Source organism: Luteibacter sp. dw_328 (assembly GCF_018449605.1).
Classification (GTDB): domain Bacteria; phylum Pseudomonadota; class Gammaproteobacteria; order Xanthomonadales; family Rhodanobacteraceae; genus Luteibacter.
The window spans coordinates 593,319-614,729 of record NZ_JAAVUW010000001.1 but is presented as its reverse complement, the minus strand read 5'-3'; the positions used below and the strand labels follow the sequence as shown (position 1 = coordinate 614,729).

The 21,411-nt window shown below is 61.8% G+C and carries 15 protein-coding genes; 6 read left to right on the top strand and 9 right to left on the bottom strand.

Features of this window, described 5'->3' with window-relative positions; all coding sequences use genetic code 11:
* Nucleotides 1-127: 127 nt before the first annotated feature.
* Nucleotides 128-787: a hypothetical protein gene (locus HB634_RS02830; protein ID WP_213947447.1), complete on the top strand. Its 660-nt coding sequence runs from the start codon at nucleotides 128-130 to the stop codon at nucleotides 785-787.
* A gap of 17 nt (nucleotides 788-804) precedes the next feature.
* Here HB634_RS02830 and HB634_RS02825 read toward each other — a convergent pair whose 3' ends face one another.
* Nucleotides 805-5,247: an autotransporter outer membrane beta-barrel domain-containing protein gene (locus HB634_RS02825; RefSeq protein WP_213947446.1), complete on the bottom strand. Its 4,443-nt coding sequence runs from the start codon at nucleotides 5,245-5,247 to the stop codon at nucleotides 805-807.
* Between the two features lie 520 nt (nucleotides 5,248-5,767).
* On the opposite strand from HB634_RS02825, the gene HB634_RS02820 reads away from it, so the two are divergent.
* Both HB634_RS02820 and HB634_RS02815 read left to right on the top strand, forming a co-directional pair.
* Nucleotides 5,768-7,099: a DUF1214 domain-containing protein gene (locus tag HB634_RS02820; protein ID WP_213947445.1), complete on the top strand. Its 1,332-nt coding sequence runs from the start codon at nucleotides 5,768-5,770 to the stop codon at nucleotides 7,097-7,099.
* On the top strand, nucleotides 7,096-8,397 hold the full coding sequence (locus HB634_RS02815; protein ID WP_213947444.1) for a DUF1214 domain-containing protein: 1,302 nt from the start codon (nucleotides 7,096-7,098) through the stop codon (nucleotides 8,395-8,397). Before HB634_RS02820 ends, HB634_RS02815 begins: the two co-directional genes overlap by 4 nt.
* 78 nt (nucleotides 8,398-8,475) lie before the next feature.
* On the opposite strand, the gene HB634_RS02810 is transcribed toward HB634_RS02815, so the two are convergent.
* Entirely contained in the window at nucleotides 8,476-8,856 is a 381-nt protein-coding gene (locus HB634_RS02810; protein ID WP_213947443.1) for a hypothetical protein, read from the bottom strand.
* 216 nt (nucleotides 8,857-9,072) lie between these two features.
* Here HB634_RS02810 and HB634_RS02805 point away from each other — a divergent pair, with 216 nt between their 5' ends.
* The gene (locus HB634_RS02805; RefSeq protein WP_213947442.1) at nucleotides 9,073-9,534 is read left to right on the top strand and encodes a DUF4265 domain-containing protein; all 462 of its coding nucleotides are present in this window, start codon (nucleotides 9,073-9,075) and stop codon (nucleotides 9,532-9,534) included.
* Nucleotides 9,535-9,660: 126 nt separating this feature from the next.
* Entirely contained in the window at nucleotides 9,661-10,569 is a 909-nt protein-coding gene (locus HB634_RS02800) for a cyclase family protein (protein ID WP_213947441.1), read from the top strand.
* A gap of 44 nt (nucleotides 10,570-10,613) precedes the next feature.
* Here HB634_RS02800 and HB634_RS02795 read toward each other — a convergent pair whose 3' ends face one another.
* From HB634_RS02795 to HB634_RS02780, 4 genes are read right to left on the bottom strand one after another with little or no spacing between them, the layout of a single operon-like run.
* A complete protein-coding gene (locus HB634_RS02795; RefSeq protein ID WP_213947440.1) occupies nucleotides 10,614-11,093 on the bottom strand; it encodes an SRPBCC family protein in 480 nt (159 codons plus the stop codon).
* The gene (locus HB634_RS02790; protein WP_063573247.1) at nucleotides 11,071-11,433 is read right to left on the bottom strand and encodes a helix-turn-helix domain-containing protein; all 363 of its coding nucleotides are present in this window, start codon (nucleotides 11,431-11,433) and stop codon (nucleotides 11,071-11,073) included. The genes HB634_RS02795 and HB634_RS02790 overlap by 23 nt, the downstream gene beginning before the upstream one ends.
* 42 nt (nucleotides 11,434-11,475) lie before the next feature.
* Entirely contained in the window at nucleotides 11,476-12,492 is a 1,017-nt protein-coding gene (locus tag HB634_RS02785) for an amidohydrolase family protein (protein ID WP_213947438.1), read from the bottom strand.
* Between the two features lie 14 nt (nucleotides 12,493-12,506).
* Nucleotides 12,507-13,223 (bottom strand): SDR family oxidoreductase, encoded by a 717-nt coding sequence (locus tag HB634_RS02780; protein ID WP_213947437.1) that lies wholly within the window; start codon nucleotides 13,221-13,223, stop codon nucleotides 12,507-12,509.
* A 125-nt stretch (nucleotides 13,224-13,348) separates the two neighbouring features.
* Between HB634_RS02780 and HB634_RS02775 the strand changes: the two genes are divergently transcribed.
* Complete coding sequence (locus HB634_RS02775) at nucleotides 13,349-14,293, top strand: LysR family transcriptional regulator (protein WP_213947436.1); 945 nt, start codon at nucleotides 13,349-13,351, stop codon at nucleotides 14,291-14,293.
* A 33-nt stretch (nucleotides 14,294-14,326) separates the two neighbouring features.
* Here the strand turns inward: HB634_RS02775 and HB634_RS02770 are convergent, their stop codons facing one another.
* The 3 genes from HB634_RS02770 to HB634_RS02760 form a co-directional block, all read right to left on the bottom strand.
* Nucleotides 14,327-15,916 (bottom strand): tryptophan halogenase family protein, encoded by a 1,590-nt coding sequence (locus tag HB634_RS02770; RefSeq protein ID WP_213947435.1) that lies wholly within the window; start codon nucleotides 15,914-15,916, stop codon nucleotides 14,327-14,329.
* Nucleotides 15,917-16,079: 163 nt separating this feature from the next.
* Nucleotides 16,080-18,509, bottom strand: a complete 2,430-nt coding sequence (locus HB634_RS02765) for a TonB-dependent receptor (RefSeq protein ID WP_213947434.1) — start codon at nucleotides 18,507-18,509, stop codon at nucleotides 16,080-16,082.
* Between the two features lie 272 nt (nucleotides 18,510-18,781).
* Entirely contained in the window at nucleotides 18,782-21,268 is a 2,487-nt protein-coding gene (locus HB634_RS02760; protein ID WP_213947732.1) for a glycoside hydrolase family 3 protein, read from the bottom strand.
* Nucleotides 21,269-21,411: the final 143 nt, after the last annotated feature.

Here is a 21,411-nt window from a genome sequence, read left to right as displayed (position 1 = left end):
CGCCGGCCTCTCCCTCGTTTGCGGTTCCGCAGCTGCGGCTGGCCCGCCGCTCGATCGGGCCACGTTGCCCGGCAGGCTGTTTTTTATCGCGATCGATCGGGTGCATTCCCCCCTGCCCGGTCGGCCGGTGTCGAGAAAGCTCTACGTCATGCAGGCGAGTGGCGAGACGGCACCTACCGCTGTTTCTCCGGACGATCCGGTCGTCGGGCTTGTCAGCTACCCGGCGAGGCATGCGCTGGGTATCAACCCGCAGGATGGGTCGGACTGGGGTTCGTATCTCATCGACACCCGTCTCCCTGGCTACCCCGAGACCCTGCTCATTCCCCAGGAAGCGCAACGACCTTTCAGCGCGGCCGACTGGACGGATCGAGGCGCACCCGCGCCGACGCTGGAGCAACGTCACCTTCCGACCCAACTCGTCCTTGCGCCGGACGGAAGGCGCGTGGCGGGCATCAAGTATCCCGCGGCGCAGATGTGCATCGTGCCGGTCCAGGGCGAAGGACATCCCGTCTGTGCGGACCCGGTCCGTGCGTGCGACAGCCATTTCGCTTCATGGTCACCGGATGGGAAGGCGGTCGTTTTCGCCGGGGCGATCGAGGCCGATCGGAGCAGCTGCAACCTTCAGGAGCTCTTCGTCATGGATGCCACCACCGGCGCCACCCGGCAACTGACGAAGATTCCCGGAGACCGGCTCGGCAGCGTAGCCCGGGTGGATGGAAGCGGTGACGTGCAGGTATCGGACGACAGCGCCTCACTTGGCGTGCTGGAAGTGGCCTGGATGAATTGATACCGATTAAAAGTGTCTCACCAGTTGAAACGAAGCCCTAGCTTCCCCTCCCACGCACGCCGATCGTCGTCGAAGCCCTCCGAATAGCCGACGTTGCCGAAGACGAACGTATTCCGCGCCAGCTCACGCGTGAGGCCGAGCTCGACCTCCCACCAGCTGCCGCCCATGTCGGCGCGAAATGGAATGTCACCGGTGTCCGACGAAAACGATGTCGTCGGATTGCCCCTGAATTCGCGTAGCACGCCAATCCTCGCCCACGCGGTCGACTGTCGTGGTTTGTCGGCGTCGTCTCCCTGGTTCCATTGTCGCGACAATCGCGCGCTCAGTCTGCCCACGAGCGAGTCGTTGTCATCGAAGTGAATGCGGGCGCCCAGGTCCGACGAACTGCGAAGGTGAATCCAGGAATAGTCGACCTGAGCCTGTGGTTCCAACGTCCATGTCGGGCTGAGCGCAAACGGATAGCCGCCTTCGAGCGACACGGCGTAACCGGGGCCTTCGCTATCTAGTGCCGGCAGGCCTCCGTACGCCGATTGGGCCTGGGCCTGGTACCACGTCGCCTGGGCGATCGCGTCGATGTACCACGGCCGTGAGGCCGTCCCGTAACGTGTCCAGTAGCCGCCGACCGAGTAGCCGTGTATGCGATCGTGCCCGACCGTGACACCGTCGACGCCTGACGGCGTAGCGTTGGCACCACCGGCCGCTCCGTAAACACCGGCCTTGTCGCTGTGGCGATCGGCGTCCTCGTTACGGTAAAGGTCGAGGCCGATCTGCAGCGCGGTAAAGTCATAGTCGTAGCTCGGTCCGCTACCGTAGATGCCGGACTTCGCGCCATCGCGTTCGCCATCGACATGGATAACGCGCGACCACATGTTCCGCGGCGCATCGTGATCCTTGTCGAGGTCTTCGCGACCGAGCAGCAGCTCCTGTTCACCGACCCGCTCGTGCAGCGAATCCAGTAGCGCGCGTCCGTAGTTCAGGGCGGTCGGAGCAAGCGCGGCGTACAAGGAAACTTCGGGACGATAGTTCGGTATGGGCGGTGCCGGGGCGGGCCCCGGTGGGCCGGCAGGTGTCGGCGGGACAGGCGCGGGACACGGCGGGGACGGCGCGCCGGCAGCCGCACAATCGATGCTCGAGCGCAGGTACCAACTGTCCGGCGCAGTGCCGTCCACACTGCCACGCTGCAGGGTGTATTCGTAAGGTCCGGCGATGACGCGGGAACCGAGGTGGAAGGCACCGGTCGTCGTCGTGGCGCCACCGATCGCGCTGACCACCAGGATGCCGTTGGCTGCCGTGAACGCGCCCTCGCCTGCCGCGCGCCGAATCGACAGCTGACTCGATCCCGAGCCGTTGCCGCCATCGATGATGAGTCGATCCGAGGGCGAGCCATCCGCACCCAGATAGGTGTTCATCGCGAGCGTCCCGTCGCCACTGTAGTTATTCACCGTCAAGGTCTTGTAGCTGCCGAGCAAGCTGGGATCGCCGATCGGTGGACTGAAGGAGATCACGCTCGGATCGTTCACCAGGTTGCTCAGGTTCGAGTTGCCGGTGAGATTCCATACGGAATCCTGCAGCACGAGATTGGCTGTGCTGCCCGGCATGGTCAGCGCCGCACCGGTGAGCTGGCTTTGCGTCACGGTGATCGTGGCCACGGTCGGTGTCGCCGCCAGGGGCGACACGGCGATAGCGGCCTGCTGTGGGCCAGGATCCTCGGGTAGTTCCGGAGGCAGATCGGGGACCGCGGCATCCAGCGGTTCAAAATCTTCTGCAGAACCTGCCATCAGCCATAGGTTCTGATTGGTGACCGTCGCGCCCGTGAGTGCAATGGACGCCGCGCCGATCGCACCGACCGTCGGCCCCGCAGTGCTCGATAAAATGACGTTGGTACCCGATGCCGTCGCGGCGGTGGGATCGCCACGCACGAACAGGGCCGAGGCACCGCTGCCCGTGCTGCTCAACGTGGAGTCGCTCAGGTCAAGCCTTCCGCCGTTCCAGGCAATACCCGCGTGTGCCTGTGCGCCGGACGTGCGTACGCTGCTCGTGCCGGACAGCGCGACCCGGCCGTTATCCGACCAGGCGATAAGGCCATGAGCCTGCGCACCCGTCGTGAGGATGTCGCTCCCTGAGGCCGTGACCAGACTGTCCGCATAGCCGGCCAGACCGTATCCATGAAGTCCCGTCGTACTCACCGAAAGGCCCACGGCACGAATTTCGCCGGCACCCGATGCACGGGCGCCGATCGAGTCGACACCACGCGTGGCGATGTCCACGTTCGCCACCGTAGCGAGCGCGTTCGATCCGTAGATATTGAACCCTTCGCTGATGTTTCCCAGTGTTGTAATGCTGCTGCGTAAGCCGGTCGGCGTACCGGTGGTCGGATCCACGTTCATCCAGACGCGTCCGTTGGGAACCCCCGCGAAGACCCCGTGACCGGTCAGGCCCGATGCCACGAAGAGCGCGGGATCGGTGACGATGTTACCTCCGCCATCGATGGGCTTGCCGAAGGTGGGCACAGCCAGATCCGTACCCAGCAGCACGCCGGTGTACACCGTATCGCCGTTGGAAATGAGCGTGCCCGCTGTCCCGCCACTTGCATTAAGCGTCAGGGCAGGCTTGGCCGCGTTGACGATGACTGTGTTGGCGCTATCGATCGTTCCTCCGGTGGCATTAAGGCCGGGGCCACCCACGCCACCGGCACCGATGGTGAGGTTTCGTGTCGTAACACGTGTCCCTGCCCCATCCGCACGTACGCCCGCGCCCCCACCCGAGGTGGCAAGGAAGGCGTCGTTGACCGCCACCTGCGCACCGGCTTGTCCGTAGACGGCATTCGAATTCAATCCGATCGTTCGAATGGTTACCAGCGACAGTGTCGCTCGCGGGCCCGTGCTGCCCGTCGTGCCTTGCAACAGCACTCCATTGGAGCTGGTGCCGTTGGTCGTGATAACGGTGCGCGCGGCGTTAAGCGTGGTAGTCGCGCTGGCGGATTGCCCGGCAATGACGCCCGAACTGTTATTGCCGTAGGTGGTGATCGTGGTCACCGTACTTTGCGATGCGCCACCGGGATCGACATCCAGCCACAAGGCGCCTCCCGTCGTTGCCACCTGTGCGCCGTTCGCGCCCGTGGTGCCGGAGACAAGGAAGGCTGTCGGGTTGCTGGTCACATTGCCCACGCCATCTACCGGAAGCCCGTAGCTGGGTAAGGTCGGGTCCGTGCCGACCTGCACGCCAGTCACAATGACATTGCCCCGGCTCACCAGCGTGCCTCCCGCGCTGACGAGCAGACCGATGGCACTGTTGCCACCAGCGACACCTGAGGAATACAGCGTGGCTCCGGCCAGATCGACGGCGCCGCCATTGATCGCCTGGGCACCGACGCCGCCGTTGAGCAAGGTCGAAAGCCGTAAGCCGCTTGCCGCGATCGCACTTCCCGCACCGTCGGCGCGCAACGCATTGCCCGCCTGGCCAGCATCGATGACGACCGACCCGCTCCCGGACAGGTTCAGCGAACTGCCTGACTGGGCGAGCACACCGTGCGCGTTTTGTCCGGCCACACGCACGTCCAGACCGTTGAAGCTGCCCGTCGATCCATCGGTACTCCATACACCGTGAGCCACCGTACCCGTGGTGTCGATCAGGAGATTCGAGGCATTGATCCGGGACGCGCCTGCAAGGCGGATGCCCGCGTTGTTGTTGCCACGAGTGACAATGCGCACGTGGTCGATAGTGAAGGTCGAACCGCTGGTGCCATTGACTCCGTAGCTGCCGGTGGTCGCTCCGGCTCCGGTGCCAAGAATGTAGATGGACGTGGTGCTACCGAGAGGATTTCCCGCACCGTCCACATTCAGTCGCACCTGCGATGCGTCCGCATTGATGCCATGTGCAGCCGTCGCGGCCTTCCCCACAAATTGCGTGGGATCGGTCACCAGGTTGCCGGACGCGTCCACGGGCAAGCCATAAGTGGCAGGAATGCCTGCCTGTGTGCCCAGGGTGACACCGGTTGCGATCAGGTCCCCTGCGCCCGTAAATGAGGCGCCTACCAGCTGGACCCCATCACTGTTCGCCAGCGAGGTATAGAAGCGCGTACCCGTCGACACGACCGTGGTCCCTGCCTCGGCCCGGAATGCCGGGCCGCCGGCACCAAGGCGACTGACTGTCGATCCTGGCGACTGGAATCGGATGATTCCGCCATTCGCTGTGCACGCGGTTGCCGTATTTGCGCTGCCGGTAATCAGCGCAACTGCGCCAGTCGCATCGATCGAGCCGCCGTTAACGGCGTAGAACGCCGGTGCGCCCGCCGTGGTGGGCGCGTAAGTGCCGTTGGGAATGCTGACTGCGGTGCCATTGGCGCGCACTTGTCCTGCCGGGGTGACTGGCGGAGGGGTCGCACACGTTGCGGCTCCGACCTGCGCAAAGCTGACCGACGGCCAGGCTGCGACCGCCGCGCCGAAGACAAGGAGGCGCATTGCATCGGATCGATCCATGATGCATTAGGCGGCCCATCGGACTGCGGCGCCACCGAATAAACACGCAAGGCGCGAGCGTACTTTTACCGGTCTCAGACCTGACCTCGTGCTTCAGTCTGCTCTCTTAGGCTAGCTCTGGACATCGGGCAGCGTCCAATTCTTATCGAAGGAACGACTTGCCCACTTCATCTCCCTGATCAGCGTGTGCGTCGGCGGTTATACAAAGAAGTGGTTTCGTCGTGGCCCGCGCGCCTTCTCGCTCCGCAGCTTCGTTCGACCCGCGATACGTAGTTCTACAGTGGTGCAGATTCAGATCAGGAGCATATCGTTCCCCGTAGCGCGCACGTCGGAGCCTTTAAGGTCCCGGCGCCGTTCCTCGCACCCGCCGTGGGTTATGCCTACCGCGTGATCCGCCTCTGCCCTTGTCGAGAACATGGACTCTCCTATGGCCGCTCCCTCCTTCGCTACAAGAATCGGCGGTTCCGACGACGCGCTCCCCGGCCCGGTACCGGGGACGCGCATGACCGAGGCCTACGTACGAATGGTGGCCCGCGAAGCGTATTTCTGGGCATGGCCAATGCTCAATGTGTACAACAGACGACTCGCGTTCAAGGACCTTCCGGAGCCGGGCTTGATGGGCGGAATTGTGCCTATCGCACCGCTTAATCGACTCAGCATGCTGAGTGACTATATCGAGCCGCAGGAGCGACAGGTCGCTTGCCCGAACCAGGACGTCGTTTACGGTGCCGGAAGCATCGGCCTCGACGTGGATGCCGTGGTTATCCAGGTCCCCGACTTCGGCGATCGTTTCTGGGTCTACCAAGTGGTCGACATCCGAACGGACAGCTTTGCCGACCTGGGGAAGATGTATCACACGAAGCCAGGCTTCTATCTGCTGGTTGGTCGGGACTGGAACGACCGCGTGCCCGAAGGCATCACCCAGGTATTCCGTGCCAGTACCAACACGGGCTTCGTCATTCCCCGCGTGTTCGTGGACGCTACTGTCGAAGACAAGCAAGCCGTGCAATCGATTGTGAATCAAATCGATATGTACCCGCTGTCGCTGTTTGACGGCAAAGTGAAGGAGCGTGATTGGAGCAGGCAGCCCAAGTTTCCGGCACAAGGCTCCAGCAACGAGGAGACCCGCTGGGTTGTTCCGGAGAACTTCGTGGATGAGCTAACTCTGGTGCTCGACGATGCACTCTCCCTCCCCGGCGAGGAGGCCCGCTACGCCGAAGTACTGTCCGTGGTCGCCGCTGCGCAGAAAGATCTCAGGCTTAAAGCGGCGATGATTGATGAAGCCAGGTTGGCGGAAGAGGATTTGATAAGCCCCCTGCTACAGTTCCGCAATTACGGATTACCTCTCGCCAATAACTGGACGACGCAGGACAACGGTGCCTCGTTCGGGACGGATTATTTCACGCGCACGGCCGTGGCGAAATCCAACATATTCGTCAACAAGCCAAGTGAGACAAAGTATTTTTATCAGGACCTTGATGCGAAGGGTACTCGTCTAAACGGGGCCAAGCGCTATGCCGTTACCTTCGCCAAAGACCAGTTACCGCCCGTGAAAGGATTCTGGTCGTTAACGCTTTACAACCAGCACCATTTCTTCGTGCCGAACGCTATCAAGCGGTACTCGCTAGGAACGAAGAACAAGGATCTCAGGAGCAACGATGACGGTTCCCTGACCATATACGTTCAATCGGAAGCGCCGGAAGAACCGCATCGCTCAAATTGGCTTCCTTCCCCGCCGTCTGAGGACTTCTCGCTATATATCCGCGCGTACTGGCCCACGGACGGTATAACAGATGGAACGTGGATTCCTCCCGCGGTGGTGGTCGTAGAATGAACCACGTCGATCAGGAGAATGTCATGCAGCAGGACCGTAGTCTCGACGCCTCGACATCGACGCCGTCTGACGCAGACATCGCGGACGCCTACCTTTATCTTCTAGGCCGGCTCCTGGTGCTTCGCCAGGAGCATCTGGACTTTCGCGACAATGGCTTTCAGTGGAACACCGTCATTCACCATGAACCCGGCGGCGTCGCGTGGGCGAACCCCAACCTCGATGTGGCCTACAGTGAGGCCTGGATCGGCGTCGACGAAGAGAGCTGCACGATTGTAGAGGTACCTGAGATCACGGGTTTCTACTACACAATCCAGGTGCTCAATGGCTGGGGCGAGACCACAGCAAATATCAACGAAAGAAACTATCCGGGTCGTCCTTTCGGCAAGTTTGCCTTTTGCCTGAAAGAAGCGAAGGTAGACCTTCCGCCTGACACCCAACGCATCAACCTTCCGAGCAGGAAATCGCGCAGTCTGATGCGCGTGGAGTTAGGCAGCAACCCAGCGCTCGCCGTGGTGCTGCAACGTCAGATCAGGCTTTACTCCATCGGCAAGGCAGCGATCGCACGGCCAGTGAACATCCCTCTCTTCGCGAACAACGCATTACCGGGCGCCGAAGCCTTCGATACCGCCCGAGCGGTGCTTGACAGCGAAGCGGACATTAACCCTGGCATGGATGGCATTCGGCAGAAGGTCGATAAGGCCATCGAACTTAACGCCAGCGACCGTGCACGTGTGCAGAAAGCAATCGAGGCGGTGGCATGGCCGAAGTTCAAGGCGTCGTTCACGAAATTAGGGACCAACAAGAACGGATGGAATCGCCCCTCCACCATCGGGAAGTATGGCGATGATTGGATGACACGTACGTTGATCAACTATGCCGGTATATGGGCCAACTCGAACGACGAGGCGGTCTACTTCAAGACAGATAGTGATCGCCAAGGCGTCAAGCTCGACGGCGGACTCGTTTACGCCATGACGTTTCCCAAGGACAACCTTCCTGGTTCACACGTAGATTATTTCTGGTCGGTGATCGCCGTGGACTCCGATGACTTCCGCGTCATCCCAAATTCCAGGAATCGCTTTCTTCTCAATAAGGAGTCGAGCTTGGAGTACGGTGAGGATGGATCGCTGACGCTGTATTTCGGAGCGGATAAACCTTCAAGTGCTCCCGACGGCAACTGGCTGCCTACGCCCAGAGGCAAGAACTACAACCTTACCTGGCGCTCATACGGACCAGACGAAGTCACCGTCTCCGGCGTGTGGTTTCCTCCACCACTGGTCGAACTCGGTGACAGTTGATTGCCCGCGTTGTCGCCATTGCCGAGGAGTGGCCTGGATGAACTGAAGCCCTGATACCCCGATCTGATCACTCAGTGGTCAATTGCAATCGAGTGGCAGATCAACCCCAGGACCTGGTTGGATAGGCTGGTTATATGGATAGCCGGGATAGTGATAACACAACGTTCCGGCATCGATAATGATCTCTCCGGTACGTCGGTTCACCTTGACAAAACCAGCGCTCATGGTCGGCTCTGTGGCCTCGTTATAAATGAGTTGATACGCGTAGAACTTCGTCTCCCCGCCGTCGTTCTCAAGGGGGTATACGTCGGTCCCCCGGTAAGGGTGTTTTTTTGTCATCGCTTGCACCAACGCGTCGGCCCGTTGCCGGGTTACTCCTTTTTCTTGACCCTGCGCGATCGTCGCACCAGCGAAAAGGGTCGCGATGGACAAGATCACGAAAGCAGCCGTTGACTTCATTTCAGTGTCCCGTGTCGGGTAAATTCCTAGCGCTCAGACGCGAAGGCGGACGTTCCGCCGGATTCTAGCCCGCTCCGCCTGGCCCGCGTCAATCGGCCTTCGGGGCGCTCTCCGAACTGTCGACCCTTCCCTACCCCCGCTGCCCGTCGCCGACCACCATTCTCTGCCGGCCGCGCTATGTTGACGAACTAGCCGCTAAATTAGAGGCTACACCCCATGAGCAACGAGCCCACAGCCAAAGTTCTCTTTCGCGTCCCCAGTACTGATGGAGACGCGACTGTTGAAACGCTCTGGGCCATTCCGCTAGGCGACGATCTATACAAACTCGACAATTCACCTTTCTATGCCTACGGCGTCTCGTGGCAGGACGTCGTCTTTGCTCCCTACGACGAGCACGAGGGCTTCCCTACCTTCCGATTCGTCGTTGAAAGGTCTGGCAACCGGACAATCCGAATCTCCTTCGATCTACCTGTCGCGCCTGGTAACGCATCGGACCAGGTGCTTCAATATCTGGTCGCCGCCGGCTGCAGCTATGAGGGCGCGAATCGCAACTACATCTCTATCAACATTCCGCCGGACGTTGAACTGCAGCAAGTCCGCTTTTATCTCATTGAGCGGGAAGCACAGTGGGAGCACGCAGATCCTACCTATGATTCGTTATTCCCCACCGCGTCATAACCATGCTTCCATGAAGACACCGCGCAGTCCTCGACACAGCGGTCCGGGATCCGGCGCGATTTGTCCTAGCCTCCGCACGCCCTCTCTGATTGAATCGACGGCATCCGACTGATAAAGAGCTAGGCCATGACCGATCGGCGCGTGCGCTTTGACTTTGAGATTACATTCTCAAACGGAGGTGGTCTCCAGGGCCAGGGTTTCCGACTGGATATCGAGGGAGAGGACATTACAGACGATGCGCTAGCGGCTTACGTCATCCGCGACATGAAGTTGCTGATGGTTGCGGACGTGCGGATCCTCAATAAGCAAGTGATCCAGGAGCAGCACAAGCGAGCTAACAGGCGCGACGAGGAACCTGGCCATCCTATCCTCCCTACTGGCTATGTCGACCTCAGTCATACCATCGAAGACGGTATGGTGACCTATAAGGGACTGCCAGCACCGCTCATCTGCGACCACCTTTCCCGCGAGCGGTCGCGTGGCGTCTATGCCGAGGGCACCGAATTCCAGATCGGGCGGATCCAGATGGTCGGCAATACCGGCACCTACATGGATGTGCCCTTCCACCGTTATGCGGATGGCTTCGATCTCAGTGCTTTGAGCCTGGCGACGGTGGCGGACGTACCTGCAGTGGTCGTTCGGATTTCCGGTGCTTCAGGGCGCGCGATCGAGTGGACGCATTTTGCGCCGGTCGACTGCCGCGATCGAGCCGTCTTGATCAACACCGGGTGGGACCGCCACTGGCGCACCGACCAGTATTTCGAAGGCCATCCCTTTCTCACCGAACAGGCGGCGGTCTACCTACGCGACCAGGGAGCGCGCGTCGTCGGTATCGATTCGCTGAACATCGACGACACCTCTGACGGGTGCCGTCCCGTTCACTCGGTTCTGCTGGCTGCGGGCATTCCGATCGTCGAGCACCTTACAGCGCTGGACCACGTACCCGTCGAAGGCTTCACCTTCACTGCGGCCCCTCCCAAGATCAAAGGCATGGGCACGTTTCCGGTGCGTGCCTTCGCCTGTGTTCCGGCCTGATTACCGGGAGGTGGTGTGAGCCAGCCGACAGCAGGTCGTCAGGATCAGCCCGCAAGCAATTCATCCAGCTGCGCGAACTGTTCCGGCAGCCCTTCCGCCGAACCGACGATAGCTTCGTCGCGTGCTTCTTTTGTCGGATAAAGTTCGTGCAGGGTGACCAGCGTCTTGCCGGCACGTTCTTCGAACGTCACCGTGGTCACGGCGCCCTGCTCGCTTTCTTCGTTCGTCCATACCATGCGCGTGTTCGGCGCTACTTCTTTGTAGGTGCCAAAGAACGCCATCGGTTGATCGAAGGCCGGATGGCGGAATACGAGGCGATACGTGCCTCCGGTGCGAATATCCATGTCACACGAGATCAGCGACATCCCCGCGGACTTCGGAACCCACCACTGCTTGAACAGTTCGGGCGTGCTCCATGCTTCGAAGACGATGTGCACTGGGGCGTCGAATGTTCGCGTCACGACGAGTTCGCGGTCGGCCTTGCGTTCCACGACAGTGCGATTACTTTCTGTTGCGTTGGTCATCTGCTTTCTCCTTGCGTTTCAAGTGCTCGACAAGCTTGTCCAACTCGTCGAAGCGCGCGCTCCAGAGTTGGCGGTGCTGCTCGATCCAGGCGGCCTCTTCTTCAAGCAGGCCTCGCCCGAGCTTGCAGGTACGTACGCGCCCGACCTTCTCCGTGGTCACGAGCCCCGCCTGCTCCAGGACGCCGACGTGCTTCTTCATGCCCGTGAGGGTCATGTGGAACCGTTGGGCAAGGTCCGTGATCGAGGCGTCCGAACTCCCGAGCTGCTCCAGCACGCCGCGTCGGGTGACATCGGAGAGTGCGGCGAACGTTGCATCGAGACGGGCTTGATAGTGAACCATGTGGTTCACTGTATGACGGGCATGGGGAATTTGCAAGCGAGTTCAGAGCCTCAAGCCCATGCTTGCGCCGGTGAAGCGGCGCGTAAGGTCTGCCGTGAGCCGCGTCCAGTTAGCAAAGCCGAAGGCCCTCTTATCGGCATCGCCAAGCCCACAGCTGTCGAGAAACTTCCTCGCATCATTCCCCGCACGATACTGATACGGGTAGTCTGTTGAGAACAGTAAACGGTCAAAGCCGACGATTTCAGCAGCGCGCATCAGATAGTGCGGAAGAAACATCCCACTGGACGTTACATAGAGATTGTTCCGCAAGTAGTGTGCGATCGGCTGTATCAGCCCGGACACCCTGTCCATCGCGGCCAAACGCTCGGCGTAGAACAACACCACTTCCCCCCAGTGCCCAAGGATCACCTGCAACTTCGGCAGCCGGTCGAACGTCCCAGCAAGCACGAGCCGAATGAACTGGATCCCGGCATCGTAATGCCAGCCGAGACCATAGGTGGCGAAGGCCGCGTCGACGGCGGGTGCGAAGCCTGAATAGTAGGCATCCTGCACGGCAGCATCAGGCATGCGCGGATGGATAAGGATCGGAGCGCCAAGCGTTTCAGCATGTTGAAAGATGGGGAAGAGGCTCGTGTCGTCGAGGTGGAGTTGGCCGACCTTTCCGCTCAGCACCGTTCCTTTGAAGTCCAGCGTCCGGACGCATCGCCCGAGTTCGAGGGCTGCTTCGTCCGGCATCGAGACCGGCAAGGTGGCCATGGCCTCAAAGCGTGTCGGGTGGCGTGCTACCACCTCGGCCAAGGCATCGTTGGTCCGTCGCGCCAGGTCGATGCTCTCCGATCCCAGGTTGTGCAGCCCGGGTGTAGTGAGCGACAACACCTGTATATCCAGACCGGTTTCATCCATTAGCGCGAGGCGGCCCTGTGCGAGATCGAGCAGGCGCCCCTCAATGGCCCCTGCGTGAAACGCCACGCTCGGGTCAGTCGCTTCCAGCCCAGCAGCCGTCCAGGCGTCGCGAATGTCCGCCGTGAGGAAGTGTTCTTCGATACCGATCAGCTTCATTTTGTCTCGCCTCTTCACCAAGGCACCGTGTGGCCCATGCGGTCCAGATACGCCAGGCCGGGCGTTCCGCGTTTGGCCAGGACGGTGTTCACGATGTCCGGAATGGTTTCCTCGAGACTGAACGTCGCATCGGGACCGCCAAGCGCCGTACGGATCCAGCCAGGGGCCATTAGCAAAAGTGCGCGTGGGTCACCAGCGTGGCGGGCCGCATAGCTGCGCATGTTCTGGTTGAGCGCGGCCTTGCTGCCGCGGTAGACCTCGAAGCCGCCTTTGGTATTGTTGGTGATGCTGCCCTGCCCCGACGACATGATCCCGATAAGGCCGTCGGCGGGCACGAGATCCTGTAGCGCTTCGATGGTGCGCATGGGGCCAAGCGCATTCGTCACCATGACGGTAACGAACTCCTCGGTGGATATCTTGGCGACGGTCTCCGTCGGGTCCGCGTTAGCGGCACCCGCGTTGACAAACACGATGTCGAACACCCGCTCCGCGAGGCGCGCACGGAGAGCGGTGATCTGGCCTGGCTCGCAGATGTCGACGGCCTCTACCTCAACACGGCCCCCGCTCTGCGCTGCCAGATCGTGCAGTTCGGTGTGATCGTTGAGGTGACGGGCGGTGCCGACGACGTTCCAGCCCCGCTTGTAAAATTCGGCAGCCATACCGTGTCCGATGCCGGACGATGCACCGATGATCAGGATGGCGGGGCTCTTGGTGCGGTCAGCGTGGTTCATGGCGATGCCCATTGATTCGGAGATGACCGCCAGTGTCTCGCCTGCCCTACGATTGCGCCAGACGCGCTAGGTGCAATAATCGAATGCATGGAAGTCAACGATTACCGAGTCGCAGGTGGCCTGACATGCAAGACGTGGATCTGAACCTCCTCACGGCGCTCGACGTACTGCTCGCGGAGTGCAGCGTTACCAGGGCAGCGCATCGGTTAGGCCTCAGCCCCTCAGCCATGAGCCGGACGCTATCGCGGCTGCGCCTGGCTACCGGCGACCAGCTGCTGGTGCTCGCAGGGCGGACACTGGTCCCGACCCCGTATGCCGAGCAGATCGCCGAGCACATCCATGAGCTTGCGCGGAATGCCAGGGCGGCCCTTCAACCCGCCGACAACACCCTGGACATAGCCACGCTGGCGCGAACATTCACCATCCGCGCCAACGACAGCTTCGTCGAGCTGGTCGGTCCGTCGCTCATGGCGGCGATCACCCAGTCTGCGCCCCACGTGGTTGTCCGGTTCGTATCAAAACCGGATAAGGACGCGCGCCCGCTTCGGGAAGGCGCAATCGACTTGGAGATCGGTGTGCTCGGCACGGCCGCCCCGGAGCTAAAGACGCGGATGTTGTTTCGCGACCGATTCGTCGGCGTATGTCGGTTGGGACATCCGCTTCTGACAAGGGTGACAGCGAAACGCTATGTCGGGTATTCACATGTGGTGGTGTCGCGGAAGCAGGACTTTTCCGGGCCGGTTGACGACGCACTGGAGCAACTCGGCCTTCGCCGCAACATCGCCATCGTGGTGACCACGTATGCCAACGCCATGCAGATAGCGCGGCATTCGGATGTGCTCGGGCTCGTGCCGCGTTCTGCGATTGACGGCAGCTTTCGCGGCAACTCCCTTCGCGACCATCCTGCCTGCATGGGCCTGGAAGTTTTCGAGCTTCCCGTGAAAACCTCCGATATCACAGTGTCGGCGATCTGGCATCCACGGCTGCATGCCGACCCTGCACATCGCTGGCTGCGCGATGTAATTTTTGGTATCTGCGCTGCACCCAACTACGACATACCCGACCAGTAGGCCGTGACGCCAGTCATCCGGACATGGCAAGCGTCACCTTGATGCGTTGATCCGCGCCTCTGGTCGGCCGCGCTGACTATGTTCATTGCACATCTGTTCGACAAGCGCGCGATGGTCCGGCAGATCGTCAAGCGCACGAGCGGCCGCCTGTTGAATCATCGCGAACTCCTTCCGCGCCGCTTCCATGTCCGGATAGGCACTACGCATAGGCTCGAGATCAGTCTTGAACTCCATTCCGTAAAGCACATACTGCCAGCTGGAAGTCATGAACATTTCCAGGTCGCTAACGAAATCCAACCTGTGCGGCGGACGCTGCTTCCACTTCGCGAGTTTGTCCCGCAGGGTTTGCGGGATGCTGGCAACGTCGCAGTTGTCAGTCCAGAACGACGAATCCCGCCGCTGGCTAAGGCAATAGTGCATCTTGATGAAGTCGATGATGCGGTCGTAGCGAGCAACCATCATCTCGTTGTAGTGACGCGCTGCACTTTCCATGTTGTCCGTGTCGCCAGGCAACAGATGCGTGAGCAGATAGGTGGCCAACTCGATCAGCGCAATGCCGGTAGATTCCAGCGGCTCGACAAAGCCCCCGGCAAGACCCACCGCCACGCAGTTCTTGCGCCAATGCTCGGGGCGGTAACCCGTCTCGAACTTGATGTGCAAGGCCTTCAGGCCCTCCCCTGTACTGCCCAGATACCGCCTGAACACTTCCTCGGCATGATCGTCGCTGGTATGCCGTGACGAATACACATACCCGGCGCCGCGCCGCTTCTGCAACCCGATGTCCCAGATCCAACCGGCTTCTTGCGCGGTGGAGATCGTGTACGAGGGGATCGGAGCATCGGGCTTTTCGTACGGCACCTGGATAGCCACCGCGCGATCGGCAAACAGCACGTCCGCACGGCTGCGGAACGGAGACTGCATCACATTGCCGATCAGCATGCTGCGCAGTCCGGTGCAGTCGACGTAGAGATCGGCGGTGAGATCACCCTCCTCCTTCGTCACCACGCGCGCGATGGCGCCGTGTTCGTCCAGCTCCGTACGCTCCACCGTCGCCACATGCCGAACGACGCCAAGCGTCTCCTGGCCGTGCTCGGCGAGCACGCGTGCGAAGCAGGCAGCATCGAAGTGGAAGGCGTGATTCATCGGCCCCTGGTAGTCCGCATCCCTTGCGCGCTTGGGCGCACGGGAGTGATCGACCAGCATGCTCTGCATCGACACGGCGTCCGCGAACGGCATGCCCTCCGGTGCGGCGCCCAGCAGCCAGTACGGCAGCAACTCGGGGCCACCCGGACGCTGGCTGGGGGTATTGAAGGGATGAAAGAAGTGATCCGCTCCGGGTGTGCCAGGCGGCCGTACCCAATGGCGATAGTGGATGCCCTGCTTATACGTCGCTGTGGCACCGACCAGAAAGCGTCGCTCGTCGAGGCCGATAGCCGCCAGCGTGCCGCGTATAGAGGGGAACGTCGCTTCGCCCACGCCAAGCAGGCCGATGTCCGGCGATTCCACCAGATGCACCTGCACACTCCGGGGATCGACCGCGTTGACCGCCTTGGCCAGATAGCACGCCGCCAGCCACCCGGCCGTACCGCCGCCCACGACCAACACTTTCTTCAGCCGCGCCATGATGTGTCCCCGCCGGTGCTACACGAAAAAGGTGCCGGGCCGCCCCACGCGGACCCGGCAAATAAGCCATTCCCGGGAGGGATAGGCGACGCTCCTGCGAGCGCCGCCGGTAGAACGGCAAACCTCAGGCGGCACGTGCGTCACACGGCTGCCCTTTATTACCTCAGAACCACACGCCGACCTGGACGCCGTAGGTACGCGGCGCGAGGTACTGCGACACATACTGCAGCGAGCCGTCGGCCATCAGGAAGCGGCCGGCGCTGGTCCGGGTCTTCTTGTCGGTCACGTTCTGCACGTAGCCGTTGACCCACCACTTGTCGCCCGGCTCGCTGTAACGCAGCGACAGGTCGCCACGCACGTAGGCTTTCTGCTTGTCGCCGTCGCCCAGGTTGAAGTAGCTGAGCCACTGCGAGCTCTGGTACTGCGCACTGGCGCGAGGCGTCAGGCGGCCGCCGTTGCCAAGGTGGAACGTGTGCTCGTAGATGGCAGTGAGCGACACGTCCGGCGCATGCGGCAGATCGTTGCCGGTGACGTTCGCGCAGTTGGCGAGGTTCGACGCGGGCGGGCATGCCGGCAGGCCCTGGTAGTCGTTGGAACCGGCGTATTGCAGCGTGCCGAGCTTCTTCTTCGGAATGGCCGAGAAGATCAGGTTGAAGCGATCGTCCACCTGCTGATACGCCAGCTCCGACTCGAAGCCGAGCACTTTGGTGGTGCCGCCAACATTGGAGAAGCCCAGGCCGTGGTTACCGTCGGGATAGACGATCGGCGCGGACAGCTGGAAGTTCTTGAAGGCTTCATAGTAGACAGCCGAGTTCCATGTCATGTGGCCATCGAAGAAGGCGAACTTGCTGCCGACTTCGTAGTTGACCAGCGACTCGGGCTTGTACAGCGTGCCCGCGTCCTGCGTACCGCCGGACTTATAGCCGCTGGACACGCTGGCGTAGAGCAAACCGTTCTGGCTGACGTCGGTATCCAGACGCAGCAGCCAGGTCGGCTTGCTCTTGCTGTACTTGGCACTGTTCTGCTGCGAGATGGAGAAGCCGTTCGACGGGTTCGGATACACGTCCGGCGAGATCGGCAGCTGGGGCACGGTCGGGTCGTATGCCCAACCCCAGTTGATGCCGCCCTTGTTCTCCTTGTCGTCATGCGACCATCGCAAGCCGCCGGTGAGGCGCACGCTGTCGTTGAGATGCCAGGTGGCCTGGCCAAACAACGCATACGACTCCACCGTTTCCTTCGGCTGGATGAAGGAACCCTGCCAGTTCACGGTGCCGTAGCGCGTACCGTTCATGATGGGGATGTCGAAGCGGATGTCGTTGTTCTCGTAGCCGTAGTACGCACCGACGATCCAGTCCACGGTCTGCGGGCCGGTGGACTTCAGGTTGATCTCCTGGCTCCAGTTCTTGTAGTGGGAGCTGTTGGTGCGGTCGTCCTGGTAGACGCCATTGGTGGTGAAGCTGGTGGGCACGCTGACACCGACGTCCTGGTCGAAGTCGCTCTGGCCCGAGTACTTGTTGTAGCCGGCGATGTAGCTGAGCTGCACGCCGTCGTTGATGTTCCAGTCCATGCGGCTGCGCACGGTGTTGGACGTACGGTGTAGGTAGGGCGCCGTGTCGATCAACGCCGACCAGAACTTCTGCCCGTCCCGCGGCGTCTGCATGAGGCTCATGCTGGGCGTGCCGCGGTCGATGAAGTACTCGTACGACAGGTTCCACTTGAACGAATCGCTGGGTTGCCACAGCGCACTGACGCGTGCGGCGGACTGATCCTGCGCGTTGTACTTGTCACCCTTCTGCACGTACTGACCGGGATCGATCGGCTTGAAGTTGGCTGCCGTGCCGCCGGAGGCGAGATACGTCTGCTGCTGCTGTGCCACGGAGGGCAGCTGGCTGGACGGATCCTGGTAATCGACGTAGCCGTCGTGCTGCTCGTGCACCACAGCGACGCGCATGGCGAAGGTATTGCTGATGGGCAGGTTGAACGCGGCGCGGGAGCCGATCTGGTTGTAGTTGCCCGCCTCGACCTGCGCATTGCCGTAAAAGCCCGCGCCGATGTCCGGCTTGGCCGTCTGGAAGCTGATGGCGCCGGCGGTCGAGTTGCGGCCCCAGAGGGTGCCCTGGGGTCCACGCAGCACTTCGACGCCATCCATGTCCAGCAACAGACCGGACGCCGCTTCGGCGCGTGGTGCGTACACGCCGTCGACAAAGGTGGCGACTTCGGGATCGGCGTACTCGGTCTTGGCGCTGTCGTTGCCGATGCCGCGCAGGGTGAGCGTCACGACGCCATGATCGCCTTGCGACGTGCCTTGCAGGCCCGGGACCAGTTTGGTCAGGTCCTGCACGGTCATGACCCGCTCTCTGTCGAGCGTGTCGACGGTGATCGCCGTGACCGCCACCGGCGTCTTCTGCAGCGGCGTATCGCGCTTGGTCGCGCTGACCGAAATGGCGTCCAGGTTCTGGACTTTCTTGTCGGCACCCTCTGGATTCTTCGATGGCGCACTTTGCGCCGTCGCGTCCTGATCCGCCGCAAGCAGCGTGCCCGGCGCAAACGCGAGTGTCATAGCGACATACAACAACTTGTGACGCAGATTCATCTGGCTCTCCCCATCGATCAATCGTCGGATCAGTGATGTCCGCCGCACGCGGCGGCCATGACAAAGATTTCCCAACTCCCCTGGCGCGCTATCAACCCCGAATGACAGCGCTGTCATTGCAGGATAATAGAGCTCCCTTGCGATGAATGCTTGCCGCAGGGCAGCAAGTCATCCACGTATTCACAAAAGTCTTGCAGAACGGCCCCGCGCCGCTTATCGAACGTATCGACGACTCGTTATTGGTGCAGCGCAAATGGATACCCCGGCGAGCTTCACGGTTTGTCCCCGTGCGTTGGACACGTCAGGGTGCGGTCCGCTACCGTGCTGAGCGACACGTCTGTGATCGCAATCTGCGTGCCGGCATGACTGGACCATTGGAAGGGCCGATCTACCTTGCTCATATTCGCGCCGGCATCGCGGAAACATTTCAACGGAATGCCCACCTTCAACCATTGCGCTTTAGGCAGCGCGGCAAGCTGTGGTCCCACTGTCACCTGACCACTGCAGCCGGCTCCGCAGCCGATCCCGATCGTCGAGGTGTCCCCCGGTGACACCGTATCGACCCTCAACGTCGCCACCAGTAGAACGTCGCCATTGGTTTCCCGATCGACATCGAGTGGCGCGGGAGCCACCAGTTCAACGCTTGCGACACCGTTACCGGTACCGGACCAGCTCAGGCTGCGCGCGTCTTCCTGAGCCTTATAGTCGAGCGCGCTGATATGCAGGCTTCCGTCTGCCGTGACGGCCGGCGTGGCAACGACATTCGTCACGGCGCCGTTCGCGCCGGTCAGGCTCACGACGAAATCCTGTGCCGGCTTGCCTCGGGTGAAGTAGACGCCAGCCTGCGCGCTGCTCAGTACAAGTCCCGGTTCCTCAGACAACGTACCGGTCTTCTGGCTATCGGCATAGGTCAGGCCGAAGCCGTAGGGAAACTGCGGACGCTCGCCTTTTGCGGCGGCAGCGACAGGTATCTGCAGCGCATTACGTGGCCATGCATAGGCCAGCTTGCCGTGGAAGTCATGCGCCACATGCCCGTCACCGGTGCGCAGCAGGACGTCGGCTATGCCCTCCCCTTCGCTGCCCGGGAGCCATGCGACCACAAAGGCGTCGGCGGCGTTTATCTCGCGATTCATCCACAACGGCCGTCCCGTCAGGAACACGGCCACCACGGGCACGCCCTGCCCTCGTAGCTTGCGAATCAGGTCAAGGTCGTGATCGTTGCCTGGACGGTATGCCAGGTTCGGCAGGTCTCCCTGGAACTCGGCATAGGGGTCTTCGCCGAACACCACGATGGCGACATCGGGCTTCTGCTTGTACTCGCCCTCTACCGAGAGTTCGGCAATGCCGCCAGCCGACTTCACCTGCGCCTGGAGCCCCGCCCAGATGGAGGTGGCTCCGGGGAAATTCGCGTTGGTCAGGCCGGTGCCCTGCCAGGTCAGCGTCCAGCCACCGTTCTGCTTGGAGATGTTATCGGCGCCATCGCCGGCGACGAGGATCCGCTTGCGCGGATCGATCGGCAGCACCGCCTGGTTGTTCTTCAGCAGCACCAGTGACTCGCGTACTGCCCGACGCGCCACATCGCGATGCGAAGGACTTCCGATAACCTGCGCCGACTTGGCGGCCAGTGGATTGGCCGATGGCAGGCCAGCCTCGAACATGCCAAGACGCATCTTCACCCGCAGGATGCGGGTCACCGCATCATCGACGCGGCTCATCGGAATCACGCCGGCTTTCACCTCGGCCAGCGTGTTCTTGTACAGGCCTTTCCAGGAGTCGGGTGCCTCGAGCATGTCCAGCCCGGCGTTGTATGCCGCGGCGCAGTCCTCGTTGGCGCAGCCCGGCACTTGCCCGTGCGCGTTCCAGTCGCCCAACACGATCCCGTCGAAGCCCATGCGCTCTTTCAGCACGCCGGTGATCAGGGACGTGTTGCCGGCCATCTTGACCCCGTTCCAGCTGGAGAACGAGACCATCACTACCTGCACGCCGGCCTTGATCGCAGGCGCATAGCCGGCCGCGTGGATATCGCGCAGCGTCGCCTCGCTAATCCTGGCATCTCCCTGGTCCTTGCCATCGTGGGTGCCGCCGTCGCCGAGGAAATGCTTGGCGGTAGCGATCACATGCCCGGTATCCAGGAACTGGGGAGTACCCGCCTTGCCCTCCAGGCCACCGATCACGGCGGCGGCGTATTGCGCTACCAGGGCCGGATTCTGCGAATAGCCTTCGTACGAACGACCCCAGCGCACATCCTGCGGCACGGTGAGCGTGGGCGCGAACGTCCAGCTGATGCCGCTGGCACGCAGCTCCTGCGCCGTGACCTCACCGATGTCGTGGATCAACTGCGGATCGCGCGTGGCACCCAGAGCGGAGTTCTGCGGAAACAACGTGCTGCCGACGAGGTTGTTGTGGCCATGCACGGCGTCGATACCGAACAGCACCGGGATCGCCAGTCCGCCACGCGAGGTGTCCATGGACGCGCGGTAGAAGGCATCGGACAACGCCTGCCACTGCGTGGCAATGGGGTATGGCTGGCCGGGCGGTTTGGAGTTACCCCCGGCCAGGATCGATCCCAACCGGTACTGGCGAACATCGTCCGGCGTCACGTACTTGATGTCGGCCTGGATCATCTGGCCGACCTTGTCCTCGACCGACATTTTCGTCAGTAGAGCGTGGATCCGGGATTCGATCGCCGGGTCAGGCGGCAGCGGTGATGCGGCTTGGGGCCACTGTTCGGGGTGCACGAGGGTGGCATCGCCAGCCATGGCTGGAACAACCACTAGCAAGGCGCCGGCAACGGACAGCGCTACGGAAATGCTTCGCGAAAACAGGCTCAACGGCTGCAGCAATGGCACACAAAGCTCCAGGCTGGCGTACCGGCGGTACGCTTCCGGAGCGCATGGTGGCA